This is a genomic window from Saccharothrix variisporea (assembly GCF_003634995.1).
In the GTDB taxonomy this organism is placed as follows: Bacteria; Actinomycetota; Actinomycetes; order Mycobacteriales; family Pseudonocardiaceae; genus Actinosynnema; species Actinosynnema variisporeum.
This window is the reverse complement of sequence record NZ_RBXR01000001.1, coordinates 227117-245781: the sequence shown is the minus strand read 5'-3', so window position 1 is coordinate 245781 and position 18665 is coordinate 227117. Positions and strand designations below refer to the sequence as shown.

The 18665-nt window shown below is 70.0% G+C and carries 15 protein-coding genes; 9 read left to right on the top strand and 6 right to left on the bottom strand.

Annotation, left to right across the window (positions count from 1 at the left end; translation table 11 throughout):
- Window positions 1–104 precede the first annotated feature (104 nt).
- From DFJ66_RS00965 to DFJ66_RS00935, 7 genes are all read left to right on the top strand, one after another.
- Window positions 105–1238 carry an endo-1,4-beta-xylanase gene (locus DFJ66_RS00965; RefSeq protein ID WP_121217026.1) on the top strand — a complete coding sequence of 378 codons (1134 nt, stop codon included), beginning with the start codon at window positions 105–107 and terminating at the stop codon, window positions 1236–1238.
- Between the two features lie 112 nt (window positions 1239–1350).
- Complete coding sequence (locus DFJ66_RS00960; protein WP_147459138.1) at window positions 1351–1809, top strand: hypothetical protein; 459 nt, start codon at window positions 1351–1353, stop codon at window positions 1807–1809.
- 210 nt (window positions 1810–2019) lie between these two features.
- Window positions 2020–3666, top strand: coding sequence for a choice-of-anchor B family protein (locus tag DFJ66_RS00955; protein WP_121217022.1), 1647 nt, complete (start codon window positions 2020–2022; stop codon window positions 3664–3666).
- A gap of 59 nt (window positions 3667–3725) precedes the next feature.
- On the top strand, window positions 3726–4586 hold the full coding sequence (locus DFJ66_RS00950; RefSeq protein ID WP_121217020.1) for a hypothetical protein: 861 nt from the start codon (window positions 3726–3728) through the stop codon (window positions 4584–4586).
- Between the two features lie 171 nt (window positions 4587–4757).
- On the top strand, window positions 4758–5483 hold the full coding sequence (locus DFJ66_RS00945; RefSeq protein ID WP_121217018.1) for a DsbA family protein: 726 nt from the start codon (window positions 4758–4760) through the stop codon (window positions 5481–5483).
- Window positions 5480–6034 (top strand): vitamin K epoxide reductase family protein, encoded by a 555-nt coding sequence (locus DFJ66_RS00940; RefSeq protein ID WP_121217015.1) that lies wholly within the window; start codon window positions 5480–5482, stop codon window positions 6032–6034. Before DFJ66_RS00945 ends, DFJ66_RS00940 begins: the two co-directional genes overlap by 4 nt.
- 118 nt (window positions 6035–6152) lie before the next feature.
- Window positions 6153–6572, top strand: a complete 420-nt coding sequence (locus tag DFJ66_RS00935; RefSeq protein WP_121217013.1) for a ribonuclease domain-containing protein — start codon at window positions 6153–6155, stop codon at window positions 6570–6572.
- Between the two features lie 71 nt (window positions 6573–6643).
- Here the strand turns inward: DFJ66_RS00935 and DFJ66_RS00930 are convergent, their stop codons facing one another.
- Window positions 6644–7081 (bottom strand): nitroreductase/quinone reductase family protein, encoded by a 438-nt coding sequence (locus tag DFJ66_RS00930; protein ID WP_121217011.1) that lies wholly within the window; start codon window positions 7079–7081, stop codon window positions 6644–6646.
- Between the two features lie 18 nt (window positions 7082–7099).
- Window positions 7100–8122, bottom strand: coding sequence for a polysaccharide deacetylase family protein (locus tag DFJ66_RS45265; protein ID WP_246029504.1), 1023 nt, complete (start codon window positions 8120–8122; stop codon window positions 7100–7102).
- Between the two features lie 255 nt (window positions 8123–8377).
- Here DFJ66_RS45265 and DFJ66_RS00920 point away from each other — a divergent pair, with 255 nt between their 5' ends.
- Window positions 8378–9394 carry an NAD(P)/FAD-dependent oxidoreductase gene (locus DFJ66_RS00920; protein ID WP_211350910.1) on the top strand — a complete coding sequence of 339 codons (1017 nt, stop codon included), beginning with the start codon at window positions 8378–8380 and terminating at the stop codon, window positions 9392–9394.
- 206 nt (window positions 9395–9600) lie between these two features.
- Here the strand turns inward: DFJ66_RS00920 and DFJ66_RS00915 are convergent, their stop codons facing one another.
- Together DFJ66_RS00915 and DFJ66_RS00910 are read right to left on the bottom strand one after the other, a co-directional pair.
- Window positions 9601–11145, bottom strand: a complete 1545-nt coding sequence (locus DFJ66_RS00915; protein WP_147459137.1) for an SMI1/KNR4 family protein — start codon at window positions 11143–11145, stop codon at window positions 9601–9603.
- Between the two features lie 164 nt (window positions 11146–11309).
- Window positions 11310–11777, bottom strand: coding sequence for a MarR family winged helix-turn-helix transcriptional regulator (locus DFJ66_RS00910; protein WP_121217004.1), 468 nt, complete (start codon window positions 11775–11777; stop codon window positions 11310–11312).
- Window positions 11778–11875: 98 nt separating this feature from the next.
- Between DFJ66_RS00910 and DFJ66_RS00905 the strand changes: the two genes are divergently transcribed.
- Window positions 11876–13045: an MFS transporter gene (locus DFJ66_RS00905; protein ID WP_121217002.1), complete on the top strand. Its 1170-nt coding sequence runs from the start codon at window positions 11876–11878 to the stop codon at window positions 13043–13045.
- A 39-nt stretch (window positions 13046–13084) separates the two neighbouring features.
- On the opposite strand, the gene DFJ66_RS00900 is transcribed toward DFJ66_RS00905, so the two are convergent.
- Together DFJ66_RS00900 and DFJ66_RS00895 are read right to left on the bottom strand one after the other, a co-directional pair.
- Window positions 13085–15100: a ThuA domain-containing protein gene (locus tag DFJ66_RS00900; protein ID WP_246030153.1), complete on the bottom strand. Its 2016-nt coding sequence runs from the start codon at window positions 15098–15100 to the stop codon at window positions 13085–13087.
- An 8-nt stretch (window positions 15101–15108) separates the two neighbouring features.
- Window positions 15109–17916, bottom strand: a complete 2808-nt coding sequence (locus DFJ66_RS00895; protein WP_121217000.1) for a PQQ-dependent sugar dehydrogenase — start codon at window positions 17914–17916, stop codon at window positions 15109–15111.
- Between the last annotated feature and the right edge of the window lie 749 nt (window positions 17917–18665).

Genomic DNA, 18665 nt, shown 5'->3' with positions numbered 1-18665 from the left:
ACGCCTGCTCGACCAGCGGCTTAGGGTCCCGACATCGAAACTTAGCGTTGGTATTGCGAAAGTTTCGGAAGGCCTGCCGTCGCAAGGAAGCGAGCGCCTGACGCATGAGAACCACCCGCCTGGCCACGGCCGCGCTCACCGCGCTGGCCCTGTTCACCCCGCTGACCGCGTCCGCCGACGAGGCTCCGGCCGACGACATCGCGGCCGACAGCGCGGGGCACGCCCGCAAGGACACCCTGCGCGGGGCCGCGCCCAAGGGTTTCCACATCGGCACCGCCGTCGCGGGCGGCGGCCACCACGAGACCATGCCCTACCCCGACCCCTTCACCTCCGACCAGCCCTACCGCGCGGTGCTGGCGGCGGAGTTCGACTCCGTCTCCGCCGAGAACCAGATGAAGTGGGAGTACATCCACCCCGAGCGCGACAAGTACAACTTCGGGATGGCCGACGCCATCGTGAAGTTCGCGCAGCGCAACCGCCAGGTCGTGCGCGGCCACACGCTGCTGTGGCACAACCAGAACCCGGCCTGGCTGACCGGGGGCACGTTCACCAAGGACGAGCTCCGGTCCATCCTGCGCGACCACATCAAGACCGTGGTCGGCCGGTACCGGGGCAAGATCCAGCAGTGGGACGTGGCCAACGAGATCTTCACCGACTCGGGCCAGCTGCGCACCACCGAGAACATCTGGATCCGCGAGCTCGGCCCCGGCATCATCGCCGACGCCTTCCGCTGGGCGCACGAGGCCGACCCGAAGGCGAAGCTGTTCTTCAACGACTACAACGTGGAGAGCGTCAACGCCAAGAGCAACGCCTACCTGGCGCTGATCAAGGAGCTGAAGGCGCAGGGCGTCCCGGTGGACGGCTTCTCGGCGCAGTCGCACCTGAGCACCCGCTACGGCTTCCCGGGCGACCTGGAAACCAACCTGAAGCGCTTCTCGGCACTGGGCCTGGAAACCGCCATCACGGAACTGGACGTCCGCATGGACCTCCCGGCCGACGGCGTCCCCACCGCGGCCCAGCTGGCGCAGCAGGCCGACTACTACAACCGCACCCTGACCGCGTGCCTGGCCGTGAAGGGCTGCGACTCCTTCACGATCTGGGGCTTCACCGACAAGTACTCGTGGGTCCCGGTCTTCTTCCAGGGCGAGGGCGCGGCCACGGTCATGTGGGACGACTTCGCCAAGAAGCCCGCGTACTACGCGCTGAAGGAAACCCTGGCCAAGGCCGACCGCCGCTGAGCGCGCACGGCTTGAGCTGATCGCGAGGCGTGGGAGCCATGCGCTCCCACGCCTCGCCCCTTTCCCTCACCCAGTCGGTTCCGCCGCGGGCGCCCACAGGTAGCTTGTGTCAGTGCAACGGACAGAGCTGGTGGACTTACCGGTTTCCTTCGACCGACCCCTGCGCCTGTTCGCCCACATCATCGGACACAGCCAGATCCTCCTTCGCGGGAAGCAGGACATCGAGGCCGGGCTGCCCACCACGGTGGAGATCCTCTTCAAGGATGTCACCACGCTGTCGCTCCGCGATCACTACCAAGCGCTGACCGTGCGATTCGCCTCCCCGACGGAGGAGGAGCAGCTCCGGGCCGCAGATCCCCGCCCTTGGTACGACCGGCGCGCGTTCATCCTGGAACCCGAGTCCGGTGGCAACGGCCACGTGGTGGCCGGCGCGGTGTACTGGGCGGAGAGCGCCTCACCCGAGGAACACGACAGCTTCCTGGTTCCCGACTACGACCTGCCGCGGTTCCGACCGGACCGGCCCGTGCCGGCTGAACCGGCCACCACCTACACCACCTTCCCGCGTCGTTGAGCGCGTCGGACAGCCGACGCGGGAGCCCCGGCGGCCGGCCGGCGCGTCGATCGTCCGCAGTCAGGGCCGACCGCCGTTGAGGGATCGCTCCCAACCGACGATCGGGGGTTAGTCCACCGCGACCACCGGTCTTATCGTCGGGACCTGATCGGAAAACCCTGTTCCCGGGCCGCGGCACGCGGTTCGGGATTTCCGGTGAGGAGCGAGACCATGAAATCCCTGCGCTGGGTCGGGCTGGCCGTGTTCACGGCCGCCGCGGTCGGGCTGTCGATGACAGCCGCGTCCGCGCACGACCCCGACACCCCCGAAGGCCAAGCCGCTGCACGTGCCTTCATGGCCGACCACCAACCCGCCGACCGGCACGCCGTCGTGGGCACCGCCGCCGGTGTCCCCTGTGTGAACGGCAAAGCCGACATCTACCCCTGCAAGAACGTCGACCTGCTCAGCGTCCTGCCGCTGTCGAGCATGGGCGGCGGCAACGGCAACGACGTCTGGGGCTGGACCGACCCGTCCTCCGGCAAGGAGTACGCGATCGTCGGCCGCACCAACGGCACCGCGTTCGTCGACGTCAGCACCCCGACCGCCCCGAAGTACCTGGGCAACCTGCCCTCCAACGGCGGCAGCAGCACGTGGCGGGACATGAAGGTCTACAAGGACCACGCCTTCATCGTCGCCGACTTCATCTCCGGCCACGGCATGCAGGTGTTCGACCTGACCCGCCTGCGCACGATCACCACACCGCAGACCTTCACCGCGGACGTCTTGTACAAGGAATTCGGTCCGGCACACAACATCGCCATCAACGAGGAAACCGGCTACGCCTACGCGATCGGCTCCAACACGTGCAGCGGCGGGCCGCACATGGTGGACATCCGCACGCCGAGGCAGCCCAAGAACGCAGGCTGCGTCTCCCAGGACGGCTACACCCACGACACGCAGTGCGTCATCTACCGCGGACCCCACACCCAGTACCAGGGCCGCGAGATCTGCTTCAACGCCAACGAGGACACGCTGACCATCGTCGACGTGACCGACAAGGCCAACCCGGTCCAGCTGTCCCGCAAGGGCTACTCGGGCGCGCAGTACTCCCACCAGGGCTGGCTGACCGAGGGCCAGCGGTACTTCCTGCTCGACGACGAGCTGGACGAGTCGCGGGGCACGGACAAGCGCACCAAGACCTACATCTGGGACCTGGCGAACCTGACCAACCCCGTGCACACCGGCACCTACGACTCGCCCGCCACGGCGATCGACCACAACCAGTACGTCAAGGGCAAGTACAGCTACCAGGCCAACTACCAGGCCGGCCTGCGCATCCTGGACACGAGCAACGTGGCCTCGGCGCAGCTGACCGAGGTCGGGTACTTCGACATCTACCCCTCGGGCGACGAAGCCAAGTTCAACGGCTCGTGGAGCAACTACCCGTACTTCGCCTCCGGCATCGTGCTGGTCAACGGCATCGAGCAGGGCCTGGTCGTGGTGAAGCCGAACCTGGGCACGGAACCGCCGCCCGGCGGCAGGTTCGAGAACACCACCGACGTGCAGATCCCCGACGCCGGCGCGGCCGTGACGTCGTCGGTCACCGTCTCCGGCGTGGCCGGGAACGCGCCCGCCACCCTGAAGGTCACCGTCGACATCAAGCACACCTACCGCGGTGACCTGGTCATCGACCTGGTCGCGCCGGACGGGTCCACCTACCGGCTCAAGGGTTCGAACAACGACAGCGGCGACAACGTGCTCACCACCTACACCGTCGACGCCTCCGCGGAGACGGCCAACGGCACGTGGCAGCTGCGCGTGCAGGACGTCTACCAGGCCGACACCGGCTACATCGACGCCTGGAGCCTCCAGTTCTGACCCGATGGCGGGTGGCGGGTCCGTCCGGGCCCGCCACCCGCCGCCAAGGAGCCCGAAACATGCGCAGGTTCACCGATTGGGCGTTCCTGGCGGCGGTCCTGGCCGTGGCGACCGCCGCCGCGATCACCCTCTCCCGCCCCACCCCGGCACCGGCCCACTCGACCCACCAACCCGACCTGGTCCCCGCCGCGCACAGCGACGGCCTGTCCGAGGCCGAAGGCGGCTACCGCTTCGAGCGGGTCACCACCCCGGACTCGCGCGGCCCGGCGGTGCCGGTGGCCTTCCGCATCCTCGGCCCGGACGGCACACCGCAGACCCGGTTCCTGGACAACCAGACCAAGCAGCTGCACTTCTTCGCGATCCGCGACGACATGCACGTCTTCCAGCACGTCCACCCGACCCTGGTCGGCGACACGTGGCACACCACCCTGTCCCTGCCGGACGGCGGCGCTTATCGCATGTTCGCCGAATTCGTCCCGACGGACACCAAGGACCCACGTCACCCGGTGGTGCTCGGCGTGCCCTTCAGCGTGCCTGGGGACACGACGCTGGTACCGGTTCCCGAACCGAGCACGAAGACCGTGACCCCGGACGGCTTCGCCGTGGAACGCATCGACACCCCGGAACACCCGGCCGTGATGAAGCCCCATTCCCTGCGCTTCGCCATCAAGTCCCCGGACGGCACCCCGGTCCGCGCTCTGGAACCACACCTGGGCGCCAACGGCCACATGACGGGCTTCCACACCATGCTGCTGTCCGCCACCCACCTGCACCCGGTGGAGCCGGCCGGCGCTCCCCTGGTCAACGGCGAGCTCACCTTCCAGGCGGTCTTCGCGGACCGCGGCGAGTACCGCCTGTTCCTGGAGTTCTCCCACGGCGGCACGCTCCACACCGCGGCCTTCACCGTCTCCGTGATCTGATCCTCTCCACCGCCTACCGGACCGCGCCCCCACGGGATGACCTACCCGGACCTCACACCGGTGCTGGTAGGCACGAACCGGTAGCCCCGGTCGGGTGAGGCCGGGAACTTCCGCCGGTTGCGATCCGACCACCAGGCCACAGGCACTCTCGACCTAGGGGCGAACACCTCGATGGCAGGCACGAAGAACAACCCGGTGACCGCGCGCCGCGGCCCGTCGCTCAACCTCATCCTCACCGCCGTGGTGGTCGTGGTCGCCGCGGCCGTGATCGGCGGGGTCCTGCTGGCCAACCGGTCCTCCGGTACCGGCGGCACCGCCCAGGACGAGCGGCTCGTGCCGCCCGGCGCCCACACGCTGTCCTCTGTGGAGGGCGGGAAGGTCACGCTGGTCGAGTTCCTGGACTACCAGTGCCCGGCGTGCGCGGCCTACTACGCCAACATCACCAAGAAACTGGAGCAGGACTACCAGGGCCGGATCACCATCGTGACCCGCAACTACCCGCTCCAGATGCACCCGCTGGCGCAGCCCGCCGCGAAGGCCGCCGAGGCCGCCGCCAGGCAGGGCAAGTACAAGGAGATGTACCACGCCCTCTACGACGGCTACCAGAGCTGGGCCGTCGACGGCCGCGACACCAGCGACGACACCGCCGCCGCGACCGCGAAGTTCGAGGAGTACGCGAAGGGCATCGGCCTGGACCTGGAGAAGTTCCGCGCCGACGTGTCCTCCGCCGAGGTCAAGGGTGTGATCGACCGCGACACGGCCGACGGGCAGGCGCTGGGCGTGGACAGCACGCCGACCTTCTTCCTCAACGGCAAGAGGTTCGAGCCCACCGGTGGCACCTACCCGGACGTGGACCGCGAGCTGCGCGCCGCGATCGACGCGGCCCTGGCCGGATGAACCCCCGGCTGGCCTGGCTGTACGTCATCGGCGGCGGCCTGGGGTTGGGCGCCGCCGCCGCGCTGACGCTGGAGAAGATCGCCAAGCTGCGCGACCCGGCCTACGTGCCGACGTGCTCGCTGAACCCCGTGGTGTCGTGCGGTTCGGTGATGGACGTGATGGACAGCGCGCAGGCGGAGGCTTTCGGCTTCCCGAACCCGTTGCTGGGCATCGCGGCGTTCTCCGTCGTGGTCACCACGGGCGTGGCGGTGCTGGCCGGGTTCGAGCCGCCGCGGTGGTACCGGGTGGCGATGAACGCGGGCACGGCGTTCGGGGTCGTGTTCGTGCACTGGCTGATCTTCGCGAGCCTGTACGACATCCGGGCGCTGTGCCCGTACTGCATGGTCGTGTGGGTCGTCGTGCTGCCGATGTTCTGGTACACGACCCTGGACACGTGGCCGGCGCTGGCCCCGTTGCGCCGGGTGCACAGCGCGGTGCTGGCCCTGTGGTACGCGGTGATCGTGGTGCTGGTGCTGTTCGCGTTCTGGGACTACTGGTCGAGCCTGGTCTGAGCTGTTCGGTGGTCTGAGCTGTTCACCGACTTTTGGTGATCCTTTTGGTAGCCCGTGCGGGCGATCGGCGACACGATCGTGGGTGTTGACCTCTCCGCACCCCTGCCAAGGAGGATCCGTGTCGACCCTGGACCGCACCCGGCTCTCCTGGACGACCCGCCTGGTCGTCGCGATCAGCGCCCTCGTCGCCGTCGTCGGCCTGACCACGGCGGTGAGCCCCACCGCCGACGCCACCGTGTACGGCTCGTGCACGTTGACCCGATGCGCCGACGCCCGTTCGGCGAACTACACGTGGTCGTCCAAGGGCTACCCCAGCACGCGCGGCTGGTACAGCTGGCCCAACGGCCAGTGCAACTTCGCCGGCGGGACCTTCTACAACCGCGAGGGCCAGCTGCCCAGCGGCCGGTCCTACCTGGAGTTCGACGTCTACCCGCGGGCGTGCGGCGCGTCCCGGGACGCCTACCGGATCATCGTGGACCGCACGACCGGCGCGGTGTACTTCTCGCCCAACCACTACACCGACTTCTACCGCCTCTGAACGCTCCCGTGCCGCCCCTCCGTGGTCGAGGGGCGGCACGGGTGTTCAGGCGCTGTGCTCGGTCTCCGGGTTCAGGCGCGTTCGAAGACCACGATCGGGATCTGCCGCTTGAGCGCCTTCTCGAAGGCCGCGAACCGCGACTTGGCGTTGCGGAACATCTGCGCAAGCTCCTCCCGCTCGTCACCTTCGGCGACGCGGGCGGTGGCCTCGAGCGTCTCGGTGCCGACCTCCACCACGACCGAGGGCTGGGCCAGCACGTTGTAGTACCAGCCCGGGTTCGGCGGCAGCCCGCCGTTCCCGGCCGCGACGACCCAGCGGTCGCCCGAGGACAGGTAGCGCAGCGGGGTCACCCGTTCGACACCGGACTTCGCTCCGACGTGGTGCAACAGGAGCAGGGTTCGCCCCTCGGTCACACCGCCGTTGGCCCGGAAGTCCTCGATCACCCGCTGGTCCTCGATCACCCGCTGGTCCTGGGCACGCTGGTCCTGGGCACGGCGTTCCTCGGTCATGGTGGAGATCCTGGCACGTCAGGGCGTGCGGCAGGACACCGCCGGGTTCGCCCACTGGCCGTTGGCCATCACGGTGAAGCCGAACGTCGTGCTCGCGCCGGCGGCGAGGTTGCCGTTGCCGTTGGGCTTCATGGTCATGACGTTGCCGCTGGAGTCCCAGCTGGGTGTGCCGTTCCAGGTCGCGGAGATCTTTTGCGGCGAGGTGACGGTGACCGTGGCGGTCCAGCTGGTGATCGCGGTGGACCCGGCGGTGATGGTGACCTCGCCGTTGAACCGGTCGCCCCACTGCTGGGTGGTGCGGTAGGTGGCGGTGCAGGTCGCGCCGGCCGGCGGCGTGGTCGTGGTGGTCGTGCCCGGCGGGGTGTCGGAGGGCGCGACGGCCCGGCCGGTGCTGGGCGAGATCATGCCGGTGCACAGGCCCCGGGACTTCAGGTTCGCCACGATCTGCGGGATCGCGTTGATCGTCGTCTGGTAGCCGTCGTGCATCAGGATCACGCCGCCGGCCTGCAGGTTCCCGGCCGCCTGCACGATCTGCGCGGTGCTCGCGCCGTTCCAGTCCTGCGAGTCCACGCTCCACAGCACCTCGGTGAGGCCGAACTGCTGCTCGACCGACTTCAGCGTGCTGTTGGTCTCGCCGTAGGGCGGGCGGAACAGCTTGGGCGCCTGGCCGGTGGCCTGCTGGATCGCCTGCTGGGTCTGGCTGATCTCCGAGGTCATCTGCGACTGGCTGAGCTGGGTCATGTGCGGGTGGGTGTAGGAGTGGTTGCCGATCCAGTGGCCCGCGTCCTTCTGGGACCTGGCCAGCGACGGGTTCGCGGCGACCCGGTTGCCCTGGTTGAAGAACGTGGCCCGCGCGCCGGCCGACCGCAGGGCGCTGATCACCTGGGTGGTGGTGCTGGCGTTGGGGCCGTCGTCGAACGTGAGTGCCACGTAGCCGGCGGCGCAGTCGGCCGCGGCTGCCGCGGGCGACGTCGTCCCCGCGTTCACGACCAGCGGCAACGCCAGTGCCGCCGCGCTGAGCAGCCCGAGCGCGCCCGTCACGGCCGCGCCCCTTCTCGGAATCCGCCTGCCGGCGTCGGTGACAGCGGTTCGGGACATCATCGTCCTCCCACGGCGCAAAGTTTCGATCGAGCCATCGACAGTTTCGGCAAGCTTGAGCCCACGAAATGAGATCGTCAAGAAATCCGATACGAAGGGAGACGGACTGACCGTGTCGAACCGGTTCGTTGCTGGTTCGGCAACAAAGTTTGCTCTTTCGGCCAGTGCGGGCGCACTGTGTCGGTGGAGGTGGTCACGATGACCGACAAGCTGCTGAACAGGTACGACGTCGTGGTGGTCGGCGGGGGCGCCGCCGGGTTGAGCGGGGCGTTGATGCTCGCCCGGTCACGGCGGACGGTGCTGGTGGTCGACTCGGGCGCACCGCGCAACGCGCCCGCCGAGGGCGTCCACGGGCTGCTCGGGCACGACGGGGTGAAGCCCGCCGACCTGCTGGAACGCGGCCGGTCCGAGGTACGCCGCTACGGCGGGCAGGTGGTCCACGGCGAGGTGTCGGACGTGGTGCGCGGGGACACCGGTTTCACCGTGTCCCTGTCCGACGGCCGGTCGGTCCACGCGCGACGGTTGCTGGTGGCGAGTGGCTTGGTGGACGAACTGCCCGCGGTGGACGGCCTGCGGGAGCGGTGGGGTCACGACGTCGTGCACTGCCCGTACTGCCACGGGTGGGAGGTGCGGGACCGGGCGATCGGGGTGGTGGCGAGCGGTCCGATGTCGATGCACCAGGCACTGCTGTTCCGCCAGCTCAGCGCGGACGTCGTCTACCTCGCCAACGACCGCCCGCTGCCGGAGGAGGACGTCGAGCAGTTGGCCGCGCTGGGCATCCCGGTCGTGCCCGGCCGGGTGGTCGCGGTGGAGGTCGCCGACGACCGCCTGACCGGCCTCCGTCTCGCGGACGGCACCGTGGTGACCCGCGAGGTGGTGGCCGTGGCGACCCGGATGGTCGCGCGGGCCGGTTTCCTCGCGGGGCTGGGCTTGGACGCGGTCGAGCACCCGTCCGGGACGGGCGTGCACATCCCGTCGGACGGGGCCGGGCGCACCAGCGTGCCCGGGGTGTGGGTGGCCGGCAACGTCACCGAGCCCTCAGCCCAGGTGGGCGCGTCGTCGGCGGCCGGCGCGGCGGCCGGGGCGCAGATCAACGCGGACCTGGTGGCGGAGTCGGCGAGGTGGGCCCTGGACACCCACCGCTCCCCCTTCAGCCACGAGTCCGAGTCCGCCAACGCGCGACACGCCGCAGGCAACCGCCGCCACGGCCTCTGACCCACCCGACCGCAGCCGCGGCCTCTGACGCACCCGACCGCCGCCGCAGCCTCCGACGCACCCGACCGCAGCCGCGGCCTCCGACGCACCCGACCGGCGCCGCGGCCTCTGACCCACCCGACCGCAGCCGCGGCCTCTCACCCACCCGACCGCAGCCTGGCACGCACCCAGTCGGCCGGCCGTCCGCCCAGCGGCGCTCGCCGCCGTCAGCGGGCCGTGACCAGCCAGTTCGACCAGTCGACCACCTCCGACACCCGTGAGTTGCCTGCCCGCCGCGCCCCCGCCAGGCGGGCGGGCACGCGGCCCGCTGCCCGGAGGACCGCCCACTGCTCGCCCGACAGGGTCAGGACCCGCACGTCCAGGTCGGCCAATGCCGCCACGTCGTCCACTTCGGCCTCCGACAGGTCCAGGCAGGACAGGGCCGGCAGGGCGGCCAGGTCCGACACCCGCACCGGCAGGCGTTTCACCGTCAGGTCCCACAGCGCCGGGTGGCCGGCGAGCAATGTCAGGTCGGCTTCGCGTGCCTCCAGGCTCAGGCCCTCGACGGACTCCGGCAGGTGCAGTTCGACCCGGCCCGCGCGGTTGATGTTCAGCACGCGGGCCCGGGGTGTCTCGCTCAGCGCGCGCAGGTCCAGTGTCTCGGCGTCGTTCAGGTAGAGCTGCTGGACCTGCGCGCGGTGCGGGAGCTCGGCCAGCGCCGGCGCCAGGTCGCGGCCTTCGACCGGGATCGAGGCGTCGTACGGCGGTTCGGCGTCCGGCAGGTCCACGACGAGCGGCCCGTCGTGCTCGGACGGGTGGACCGCGTCCCGCCGCAACGCCGCCACCACGGCGGTGAGCTGCGCGGTGACGGACTCGGCGACGTACCCCACCGGCCCGAAGTAGTCCCGGCCGTACGCGATGAGCTGGCCGGACCGCCCGGCCGGACCGGGGTCGAGGTCCACCGCGCACGAGTTGCCGGCGAAGTCGGAGAACACGACCACCCACCAGTCACTGCGCGACACCGCCCGCACCGCGCCCCACGGCTGCGCCTCCAGCACCACCCGGTTCAAGTCGAACAGCCCGTCGCTCCACCCCCACGCCCCCGGCACGCCGTCCAGGTGGCCCGACACCACCTGGTTCAACGGCAGCAGGTTGTAGCGGTCCAGGAGGCCCGACTCCTTGAGGTCGTCGCCGATCAGCAGGTAGAGCGCCCGCACGTCCTCGGGCAGCCGCAGCCCCATCTCCCGCTCGGCGGCGACCAACGCCTCCTCGGTGCACGGTGTGCCGAACTCCGGGTCCCGCCCGGTCAACCGCCGGTGGTGGCCCCGGAACTCGGTCAGCAACTCCGCCACGCGTCTGAGCACCACCGGGTCGGTCGGCTCGTCGGTCGGTGTCGTCCCCGGCGGCCGGGACATGCCGGGCAGCGGGTGGCCGGGGTGGCGGTACTCCGGGTCGAGCACCACCGAGTCCGCCGAGCCGTGCGGCGGGGCGAACGCGTGGGCGAACTCCGCGCCACCGCGCCCGTCCACCGCCACCTCGACCACGAGTGTGCGGTCGTCACCCGGCTCGCGCAGGTGCGCCTCCAGCCGCCGGATCACGTCGAAGCGGGCGAAGGAGGCGTCCCCTGTGCTGGGCCCCCGGTCGGGGAAGACCTTGAACGACCAGGACCCGCCGTTCATGACGACCTGCCACACGCCGGGGCGACCCGGGGCCACCTCCTGCCGGGCGATCCGGGCGACTTCGGCGACGAGGACTTCGCGATCTTGAGTCATGGGGCGAGTGTGGCAGCGGGGTACGACAATTCAGCGGGGTTCGCCGGCGAAGAAATCCACGACCGGGTCCACCGGCGCGCGTACGGCGACCCCGGACGCCCTCACCGCCGGCCGGGCCACCAGCCAGGCCGCGCAGCGCGCAGAGCCGACGAGCGCAAAGGTCGTTACGAGGGCCGGCCGGCGGTGCCGAGGGCTTCGACCGCCTCCACCAAGGGCCGCAGCGTCTCGTCCTGGCGGGCTTCGTCCAAGGCTTCGCGCAGGGCCGCGCCATGTGTGGGGCGGGCTGCCTCCAGCAGCGCGAGCCCGGACGGGGTCACGTCGGTGTAGATGCCGCGCCGGTCGGTGGGGCACAGGTAGCGGGACAGCAAGCCGCGGTCCTCCAGCCTGCTCACCAGTCGGGTGGTCGCGCTCTGGCTGAGCACCACCGCGTTGGCCACCTGGTGCATCTGCAGGTGCCCGCCTTCGCCGTTGTGCTGCCGGCTGAGCACCTCCAGCAGGGAGAACTCGCGCACGCTCAGGTCGTGCCCGCCCTGCAGCGCACGCTCCACCCGGGCCTCGATGCGGTCGTGCAGGACCGACAGCGCGCACCAGCCGGCGGCCAGAGCCGTCAGCGAAGGAGCTGTGGCAGTCATACCCGTCACACTAGCACAACCCGCGTTTGCAAGTATCCCGCGTCTGCAACTATCGTCGGACGCCTGCAATCCGCTCAAGCAAGTGGAAGGTGCCTCTCATGCCACTCGCGCTCGTGGCCCTGGCCATCGGTGCCTTCGGGATCGGCACGACCGAGTTCGTGATCATGGGTGTGCTGCCCGAGGTCGCCGCCGACTTCGGCGTCACCATCCCCACCGCGGGCTGGCTGGTCACCGGCTACGCGCTCGGCGTCGTCCTCGGCGCCCCGCTGCTGACCGTCCTGGGCACGCGGGTGTCCCGCAAGAAGATGCTGATGGCGCTGATGGGCCTGTTCATCGTCGGCAACGCGCTCTCCGCCGTCGCACCGGTCTTCGCCGTGATGCTCACCGGTCGGATCGTGGCCTCGCTGGCGCACGGCGCGTTCTTCGGCGTCGGGTCGGTGGTCGCCGCAGGGCTGGTCGCGCCGGAGAAGAAGGCGTCCGCGATCTCGCTGATGTTCACCGGGCTGACCCTGGCCACCGTGGTCGGCGTGCCCGGCGGCACCCTGATCGGCCAGTCGGCGGGCTGGCGGGTCACCTTCGCGATCGTCACCGCGTTGGGCGTGGTCGGCCTGCTCGGCGTCGCGCGGCTGGTGCCCGAGACCGGTCGGCCCGAAGGCGTGACCGTGCGGACCGAGTTCGCCGCCTTCCGGAACGTCCAGGTGTGGCTGGCGATGGCGATGACCGTCCTCGGCTACGGCGGGGTGTTCGCCGCCATCACCTACATCGCGCCGATGATGACCGAGGTCGCCGGGTTCGAGGCCGGTTCCGTGACCTGGCTGCTGGTCCTGTTCGGGCTGGGCATGTTCGCGGGCAACCTGGTCGGCGGTCGGTTCGCCGACCGGGCCCTCATGCCGATGCTGTTCACCTCGCTGGGCGCGCTCGCACTGACCCTGCTGCTGTTCACCTTCACCGCCCACGACCCCGTCCTGGCCGCGATCACCCTCACGCTCGTGGGCGCTCTGGGCTTCGCGACCGTGCCGCCTCTGCAGAAGTGGGTCCTCGACCAGGCCACCGCCGCACCCACCCTGGCCTCGGCGGCGAACATCGGCGCGTTCAACCTCGGCAACGCCCTGGCGGCCTGGCTCGGCGGCCTGGTGATCACCGCCGGACTCGGCTACACGTCACCCAACTGGGTCGGCGCACTGCTGTCCGGCACCGCCCTGCTGCTGTCCTTCCTGGCCGCCCACCTGGACCGGCGCGCGAAGACGCCGGTCCCGGAACTGGTCTGAGCCGCGCACCGAGGCACCCCTCGGTGCGCGACCCACCGATCACGTGGTCCAGCGTTGGTTGCTGCCGCCGTGGCACGGCCAGATGATCAGTTGCGTCCCGTCGGACATGCCGCCACCCGAGGCGTCCAGGCACTTGCCGGAGTTCGGGTTCACCAGCGAGCCGTCCGTGCCGACCGTCCAGTTCTGCGCGCCCGTGCCGTTGCACGACCACAGCTGGACCTTCGTCCCGTCCGCCGTGCCCGCGCCGGCCACGTCGAGGCACTTGCCCAGGGCCTGCCACGTCTGGCCGACCCGGCTCCACGTCTGGGCCGCCGAGCCGTTGCACGTCCACAACTGCACCTTGGTCCCGTCCGTCGACGCACCTCCGGACACGTCCACGCACTTCCCGGACGCGCCGACGATGGGTCCGGCCGTCGCAGGGACCAGGGTGAAGTCGTCGACGTCGAACAGCCCGCTGCCGGTGCCGGTGAACGTCAGGTACAGCCGTTGACGTCCCGCCGGCACACCGGTCAGGGCCCCGCGCACGTCGGCGAAGGTGGTCCAGCTCCCGGTGTTCGGCACGGCCACCCGGCCCAGGACGGGTCCGGTCGCGGAACCGGTCCGGACCTCGATCGTGCCGCCGGGACCACCCGACACCACCCGGGCCTGGAGGGCACCGGCGCCGGTGAAGTCCACGTCGTCGTAGGCGGCCCAGTCGCCCGGGTCGATGTAGCCGAGGGTCTGGCCGTTGTGCGCGCCGGCCTTGGTGAACGGCTGCACCCCGCTCGCCGCGCTGAACGACTCCGCCTGCACGGTCCGGTCCAGTTCCCGCACCCGCACGTCCCGGAACGACACCTCGTCGCCGTCGCCGTGGTTCTGCAAGCCGATGTGTCCCGCCAGCGACCGTTTCGGGTCGGTGTTGGTGAAGTCGTTGACCAGCACCCCGTTGAGGTACACGCGCAGCCGTTCGCCCTCCACCAGCAGCTCGAACGCGTTCCACTCCCCCGGCGGGTTCAGGGCTGCGTCCCGCGCGGCGATGTCGGGGGACTTGAACCCGTACACCGCGCCTGTCGTGCGGTCGGGGCTGTCGGTGGCGTCGATCTGGATCTCGTACCCGTTGTCCACCGCCGACCACGGGTCGCTCGACGGCGGGAACCCGATGAACACGCCGGAGTTGTCGTCCCCGGCCATCCGCCAGTCCAGCTTGAGCGAGTACGACGTGAACTGCTTGCCGCCGTACCAGAACAGGCCCAGCCCGCCGAAGCTGGTCAACGTCCCGTCGCTGTTGGTGAACCCGCCCGGTCCGGCCTGCGACCACCCCTGCGCGGGGTCCAGCCGGGTGTAGCCGCTCTCCGGACGGCAGTCCATCCGGGTCTGCCCTGCGGCGTAACGGATTCCGCCCAGCAGCAAGCCTCGGAACGCCGGCTCGGAGTACGAGGACGCCGTGTGCCCGCCGCCGGTGTAGAAGCTGCGAGCGCCCTGGTAGGTCTTGCACCAGACGTGCGGGTGGTCGGCGCCCATGTTACCGCCGGTGTACCCGGATTCGTCGAGCGTGGCCAGCACGCGGGCGCTCGACCTCGGGTTGGTGCGGTAGTTGTACCACTCGTCGGTGCGGGTCCACGTCGCCGGCAGGTGGCTGGTGGCGGCGGTGGCGCGGTTCTCCACCTTCACCGGGGCCTGCTGGATCGCCGGGTGCGAGTGGAAGTACGCGCCGACGAGGTCGCCGTAGAAGGGCCAGTCGTACTCGGTGTCCGCCGCCGCGTGCACGCCGACGAACCCGCGCCCGGAGCGGAGGTGGCTCTCGAAACCGGTCTGCTGAGCCGGGTCCAGCACGTCCCCGGTCGTGTTGAGGAACACCACGGCCTCGTACTGGCCCAGGGTTCCGTTGGTGAACACGGACGCGTCCTCGGTCGCGGTGACGGTGAAGCCGTTGGCCGCGCCCAGGTCCTTGATCGCCTGGACGCCGGCGGGGATGGAGTCGTGCCGGAACCCTGCCGTCTTGGAGAACACCAGGACGTCGTAGGTCACGGCCTCGGCGGGGACGGGCACGGTCAGCGCGAGCAGTGCTGCGAGCAGGAGTGTCTTCACGGCGTCGTCCACTTCTGGTTGGCACCGCCGTGGCAGGGCCAGATGATCAGTTGGGTGCCGTCGGCGGTCGCGCCGCCGGAGGCGTCGAGGCACTTGCCCGAGTTCGGGTTCACCAGCGTGCTGTCCGTGCCCGTGACCCAGTTCTGGGCGACGGTCCCGTTGCACGTCCACAGGTGCACCTTGGTTCCGTCAGCGGTGCCCGCGCCGGAGACGTCCAGGCACTTGCCCAACGCCTGCCACGTCTGCCCGGCCCGCTGCCACCGTTGCGCGCCCGTGCCGTTGCACGTCCACAGCTGGATCTTCGTGCCGTCCGCCGTGCCCGCGCCGGAGATGTCCACGCACTTGCCGGACGCGCCGACGATCGGCCCGGTAGGACCGTTGAGCGTGAAGGAATCCACGTCGAACAACGCCCCCGCGCCGCCGCTGAACGTCAAGTACAGCGCGGTGGTGCCGCTCGGCGCGCCGGACAGGCTGCCGCTGACGGTGGTGAACGACTCCCACCCGCCGGTTACGGGGACCGCCACCGACCCCAGGACGGTGCCCGTGGGCGAGCCGGCGCGGAGTTGGAGCGTGCCGCCGACCCCGCCGGAGGACACCCGCGCCGCGAAGCCGCGCACGTCGGCCAGTGCGTACGGGGTGAAGGACACCCAGTCGCCGTTGTGGACGTCGCCGACCGTGTAGCCGCCCTCGGCTTGGGACTTGGCGATCTTGCTGATGCCCGAGGATGTCGTGAAGTGCTCGGCTTGGCGGTGACGGGGTTGTGTGACGCTCTTGGCGTGCGTGGTGAGCGCGGGTTGGCCGTTGGCGCCCAGGTCGGTGTACTCGGCGTCCCACACCCCGAACACGTTCGCGGCCTCGTCGTGCTCACCGTCCGCGGCCACGGTGATCGACCCCGTGCAGCCGGTGCGGGTGGTGATGACGTGACCGTGGTTGTCGTGACCGATGCCGTAGGTCATCTTCACTCGGGCGCAGTCGATGGTGCCGTCCTCGGGGTCGGTGACGGTGATGCGGAAGGGGATCGTGTCACCGTAGGAGAACGGGGTGCCGTCGACGGGCAGGTCGATCGTCACCTTGGGCGCGGTGTTGCCGACCGTGATGTAGACGCTCGCGGTTCCCGTTGCGCCGTCGGCGTCGGTGACGGTCAGGGTCGCGGTGTAAGAACCGTTGGTGGAGTAGGTGTGGGAGGGGTTGGCGGACGTGCTGGAGGTGCCGTCACCGAAGTCCCAGCGGTAGGTCAGCGGTGTGCCCTCGGGGTCGCTGGACCCGGCGGACGAGAACGCCACCGCGAGGGGCGCGTGTCCCGAGGTGACGTTCGCGCTCGCGCGTGCGGTGGGGGTGCGGTTGGTGCCGGCGATGTACTCGATCCGGTACAGCGCCGAGTTGTGGTCGCCGTTGAAGTAGCCGGTGCCGTAGTCGAGGACGTAGAGCGCGCCGTCCGGGCCGAAGGCGAGGTCGATGATCTGCGTGCCGGTCCAGGGGAAGGCTTGGATCGTGCCGGGTGATCCGTCGGCGTTGACCGCGATGTCCTTGATCCAGCGGCGACCGTACTCGGCGGCGAAGAAGTGGCCGTCGAAGGACCGGGGGAACTTGACGGTCGAGGTCGAGTCGGGGTTGTAGCGGTAGACCGGGCCGCCCATGGGGGATTCGGAGCCCGTGCCGAACTCGGGCGGGGTGCCCGCGTCGCCGCCGTAGCGGATCCAGCTCGGGCGTGCGGGCGGGAGGGTGGACTGGCCGGTGTTGCGGAAGGAGTTGTTGGTGGGGTTGGCGCAGGTGAACTTCGGGCCGGTGGCGTTGGTGGCGAAGTTCCACTCGTTGTAGGTCTCGGTGGTGGTGTTCGTGCCGGTGCAGTAGGGCCAGCCGTAGTTGCCGGGCGAGGTGATCCGGTTGAACTCCACCTGACCGGACGGGCCGCGGTTGGCGTCGGTGGTCGCCGCGTCGGGGCCGTAGTCGCCGAGGTAGACCGTGCCGGTGGCCTTGTCGACGGTCATGCGGAAGGGGTTGCGGAAGCCCATCGCGTAGATCTCGGGACGGGTGTTCGGGGTGCCGGGGGCGAAGAGGTTGCCCGAGGGGATCGAGTAGGAGCCGTCTGCGTTCACCTTGATGCGCAGGACTTTGCCGCGCAGGTCGTTGGTGTTGGCGGAGGTGCGCTGGGCGTCGAAGGCCGGGTTGCGCTCGGTGCGCTCGTCGATCGGGCTGTAGCCGTTGGACTGGAACGGGTTCGTGTCGTCGCCGGTGGAGAGGTAGAGGTTGCCGGCGGCGTCGAAGTCGATGTCACCACCGACGTGACAGCACAGACCGCGGTCGGCCGGGACGTCCAGGACGGGTTTCTCGCTGGCGGTGTTCAGGGTCCAGTCGGCGTTGAGGGTGAAGCGGGAGAGGCGGTTGACGCCCCGCCAGGTGTCCCAGGTGCTCGCGGTGCCGGTCTCGGGCGCGTCGCCCGTGGGGGTGGTGAGTTTGGGGGCGTAGTAGAGGTAGATCGCGCGGGTGGTGGTGAAGGCGGGGTCGACGCCGACGCCTTGGAGGCCTTCTTCGTCGTGGTTGTAGACGGGGAGGGTGCCGACGACCTTGGTGGTGCCGGCGGCGTCGGTGCGGCGGAGGACGCCGTCGCGGGCGGTGTGGAGGACGGAGGTGTCCGGTAAGACGGCGAGGGAGATCGGCTCTCCCATCTCGGCGACACCTCGGGCGAGTTCTACCTGCTGGAAGTCGGCGGGGTCGATGGCGGCGGTCGCGGGTGGCGGTGCGGTGGTGAGGAGTCCGGCGGTGAGCAGCAGGGCGGCTGAGAGGGTGGGGCTGCGAGTGGGCATGGCGGTGTCGCGCCTCCTTGAGCGATCCGGCAGGGGTGTTGCCCAGGTCACAGCACGGTAGGGCGGACTTTTGGAGGAGGTCAACCAAAAGTCCACTAGCGGACACCGACCATTGGTCCGCTGACGCCGTAAGTAACCCGACCACGGTCCGACCACCGCCCAACCAGCGCTCGCCACCCACCAGCGCGCCGCGCTCTTCGCGCCCGCAGGGCGCTCGTGTGAGCTAGCGCAGCAGACCTCTCTCTGGGCTTTTCCGTCATCCCCGTATGGCCTGCCCGAAGGGCTACCACAGATTTCCCGGGTGCGGCCGAAATTTTTTGTGAGGAACGAGCAAAAAATTTTAGCGGCACCCGGGAAATCTGTGGTAGGTTCCACCAGGCCATACGGGGATGACGGAAAAGCCCCCGCCCTTGTCCTTCCGTCCATCCTTGGCGGCCTGCCCGCCGGCGAGGCTCTTTTCGCTTTTTCTTTCGCTTTTCAAGATTTGAGCGGGGCGCGCTCCGCGCTCTCGAGATGGACGCGCTGGCGCGCTCTCAAGATCAAAAGCTAAAAGCGGACGCTCGCCGCTGGGCAGGCCCCCGGGGGTGGAAGGGCGTCGGTTTCTTTCCCCCGTACGGCCTGCCGGAGGCAACCACACTTGGCCCGTTTCCGCAACCGGAAAAGCTGGTTGCAGAAACGAACCAAGTGTGGTTGGGCTTCGCCCAGGCCGTACGGGGGAAAGAAACCGAGGCCCTTCCCGTGGGCTTGGC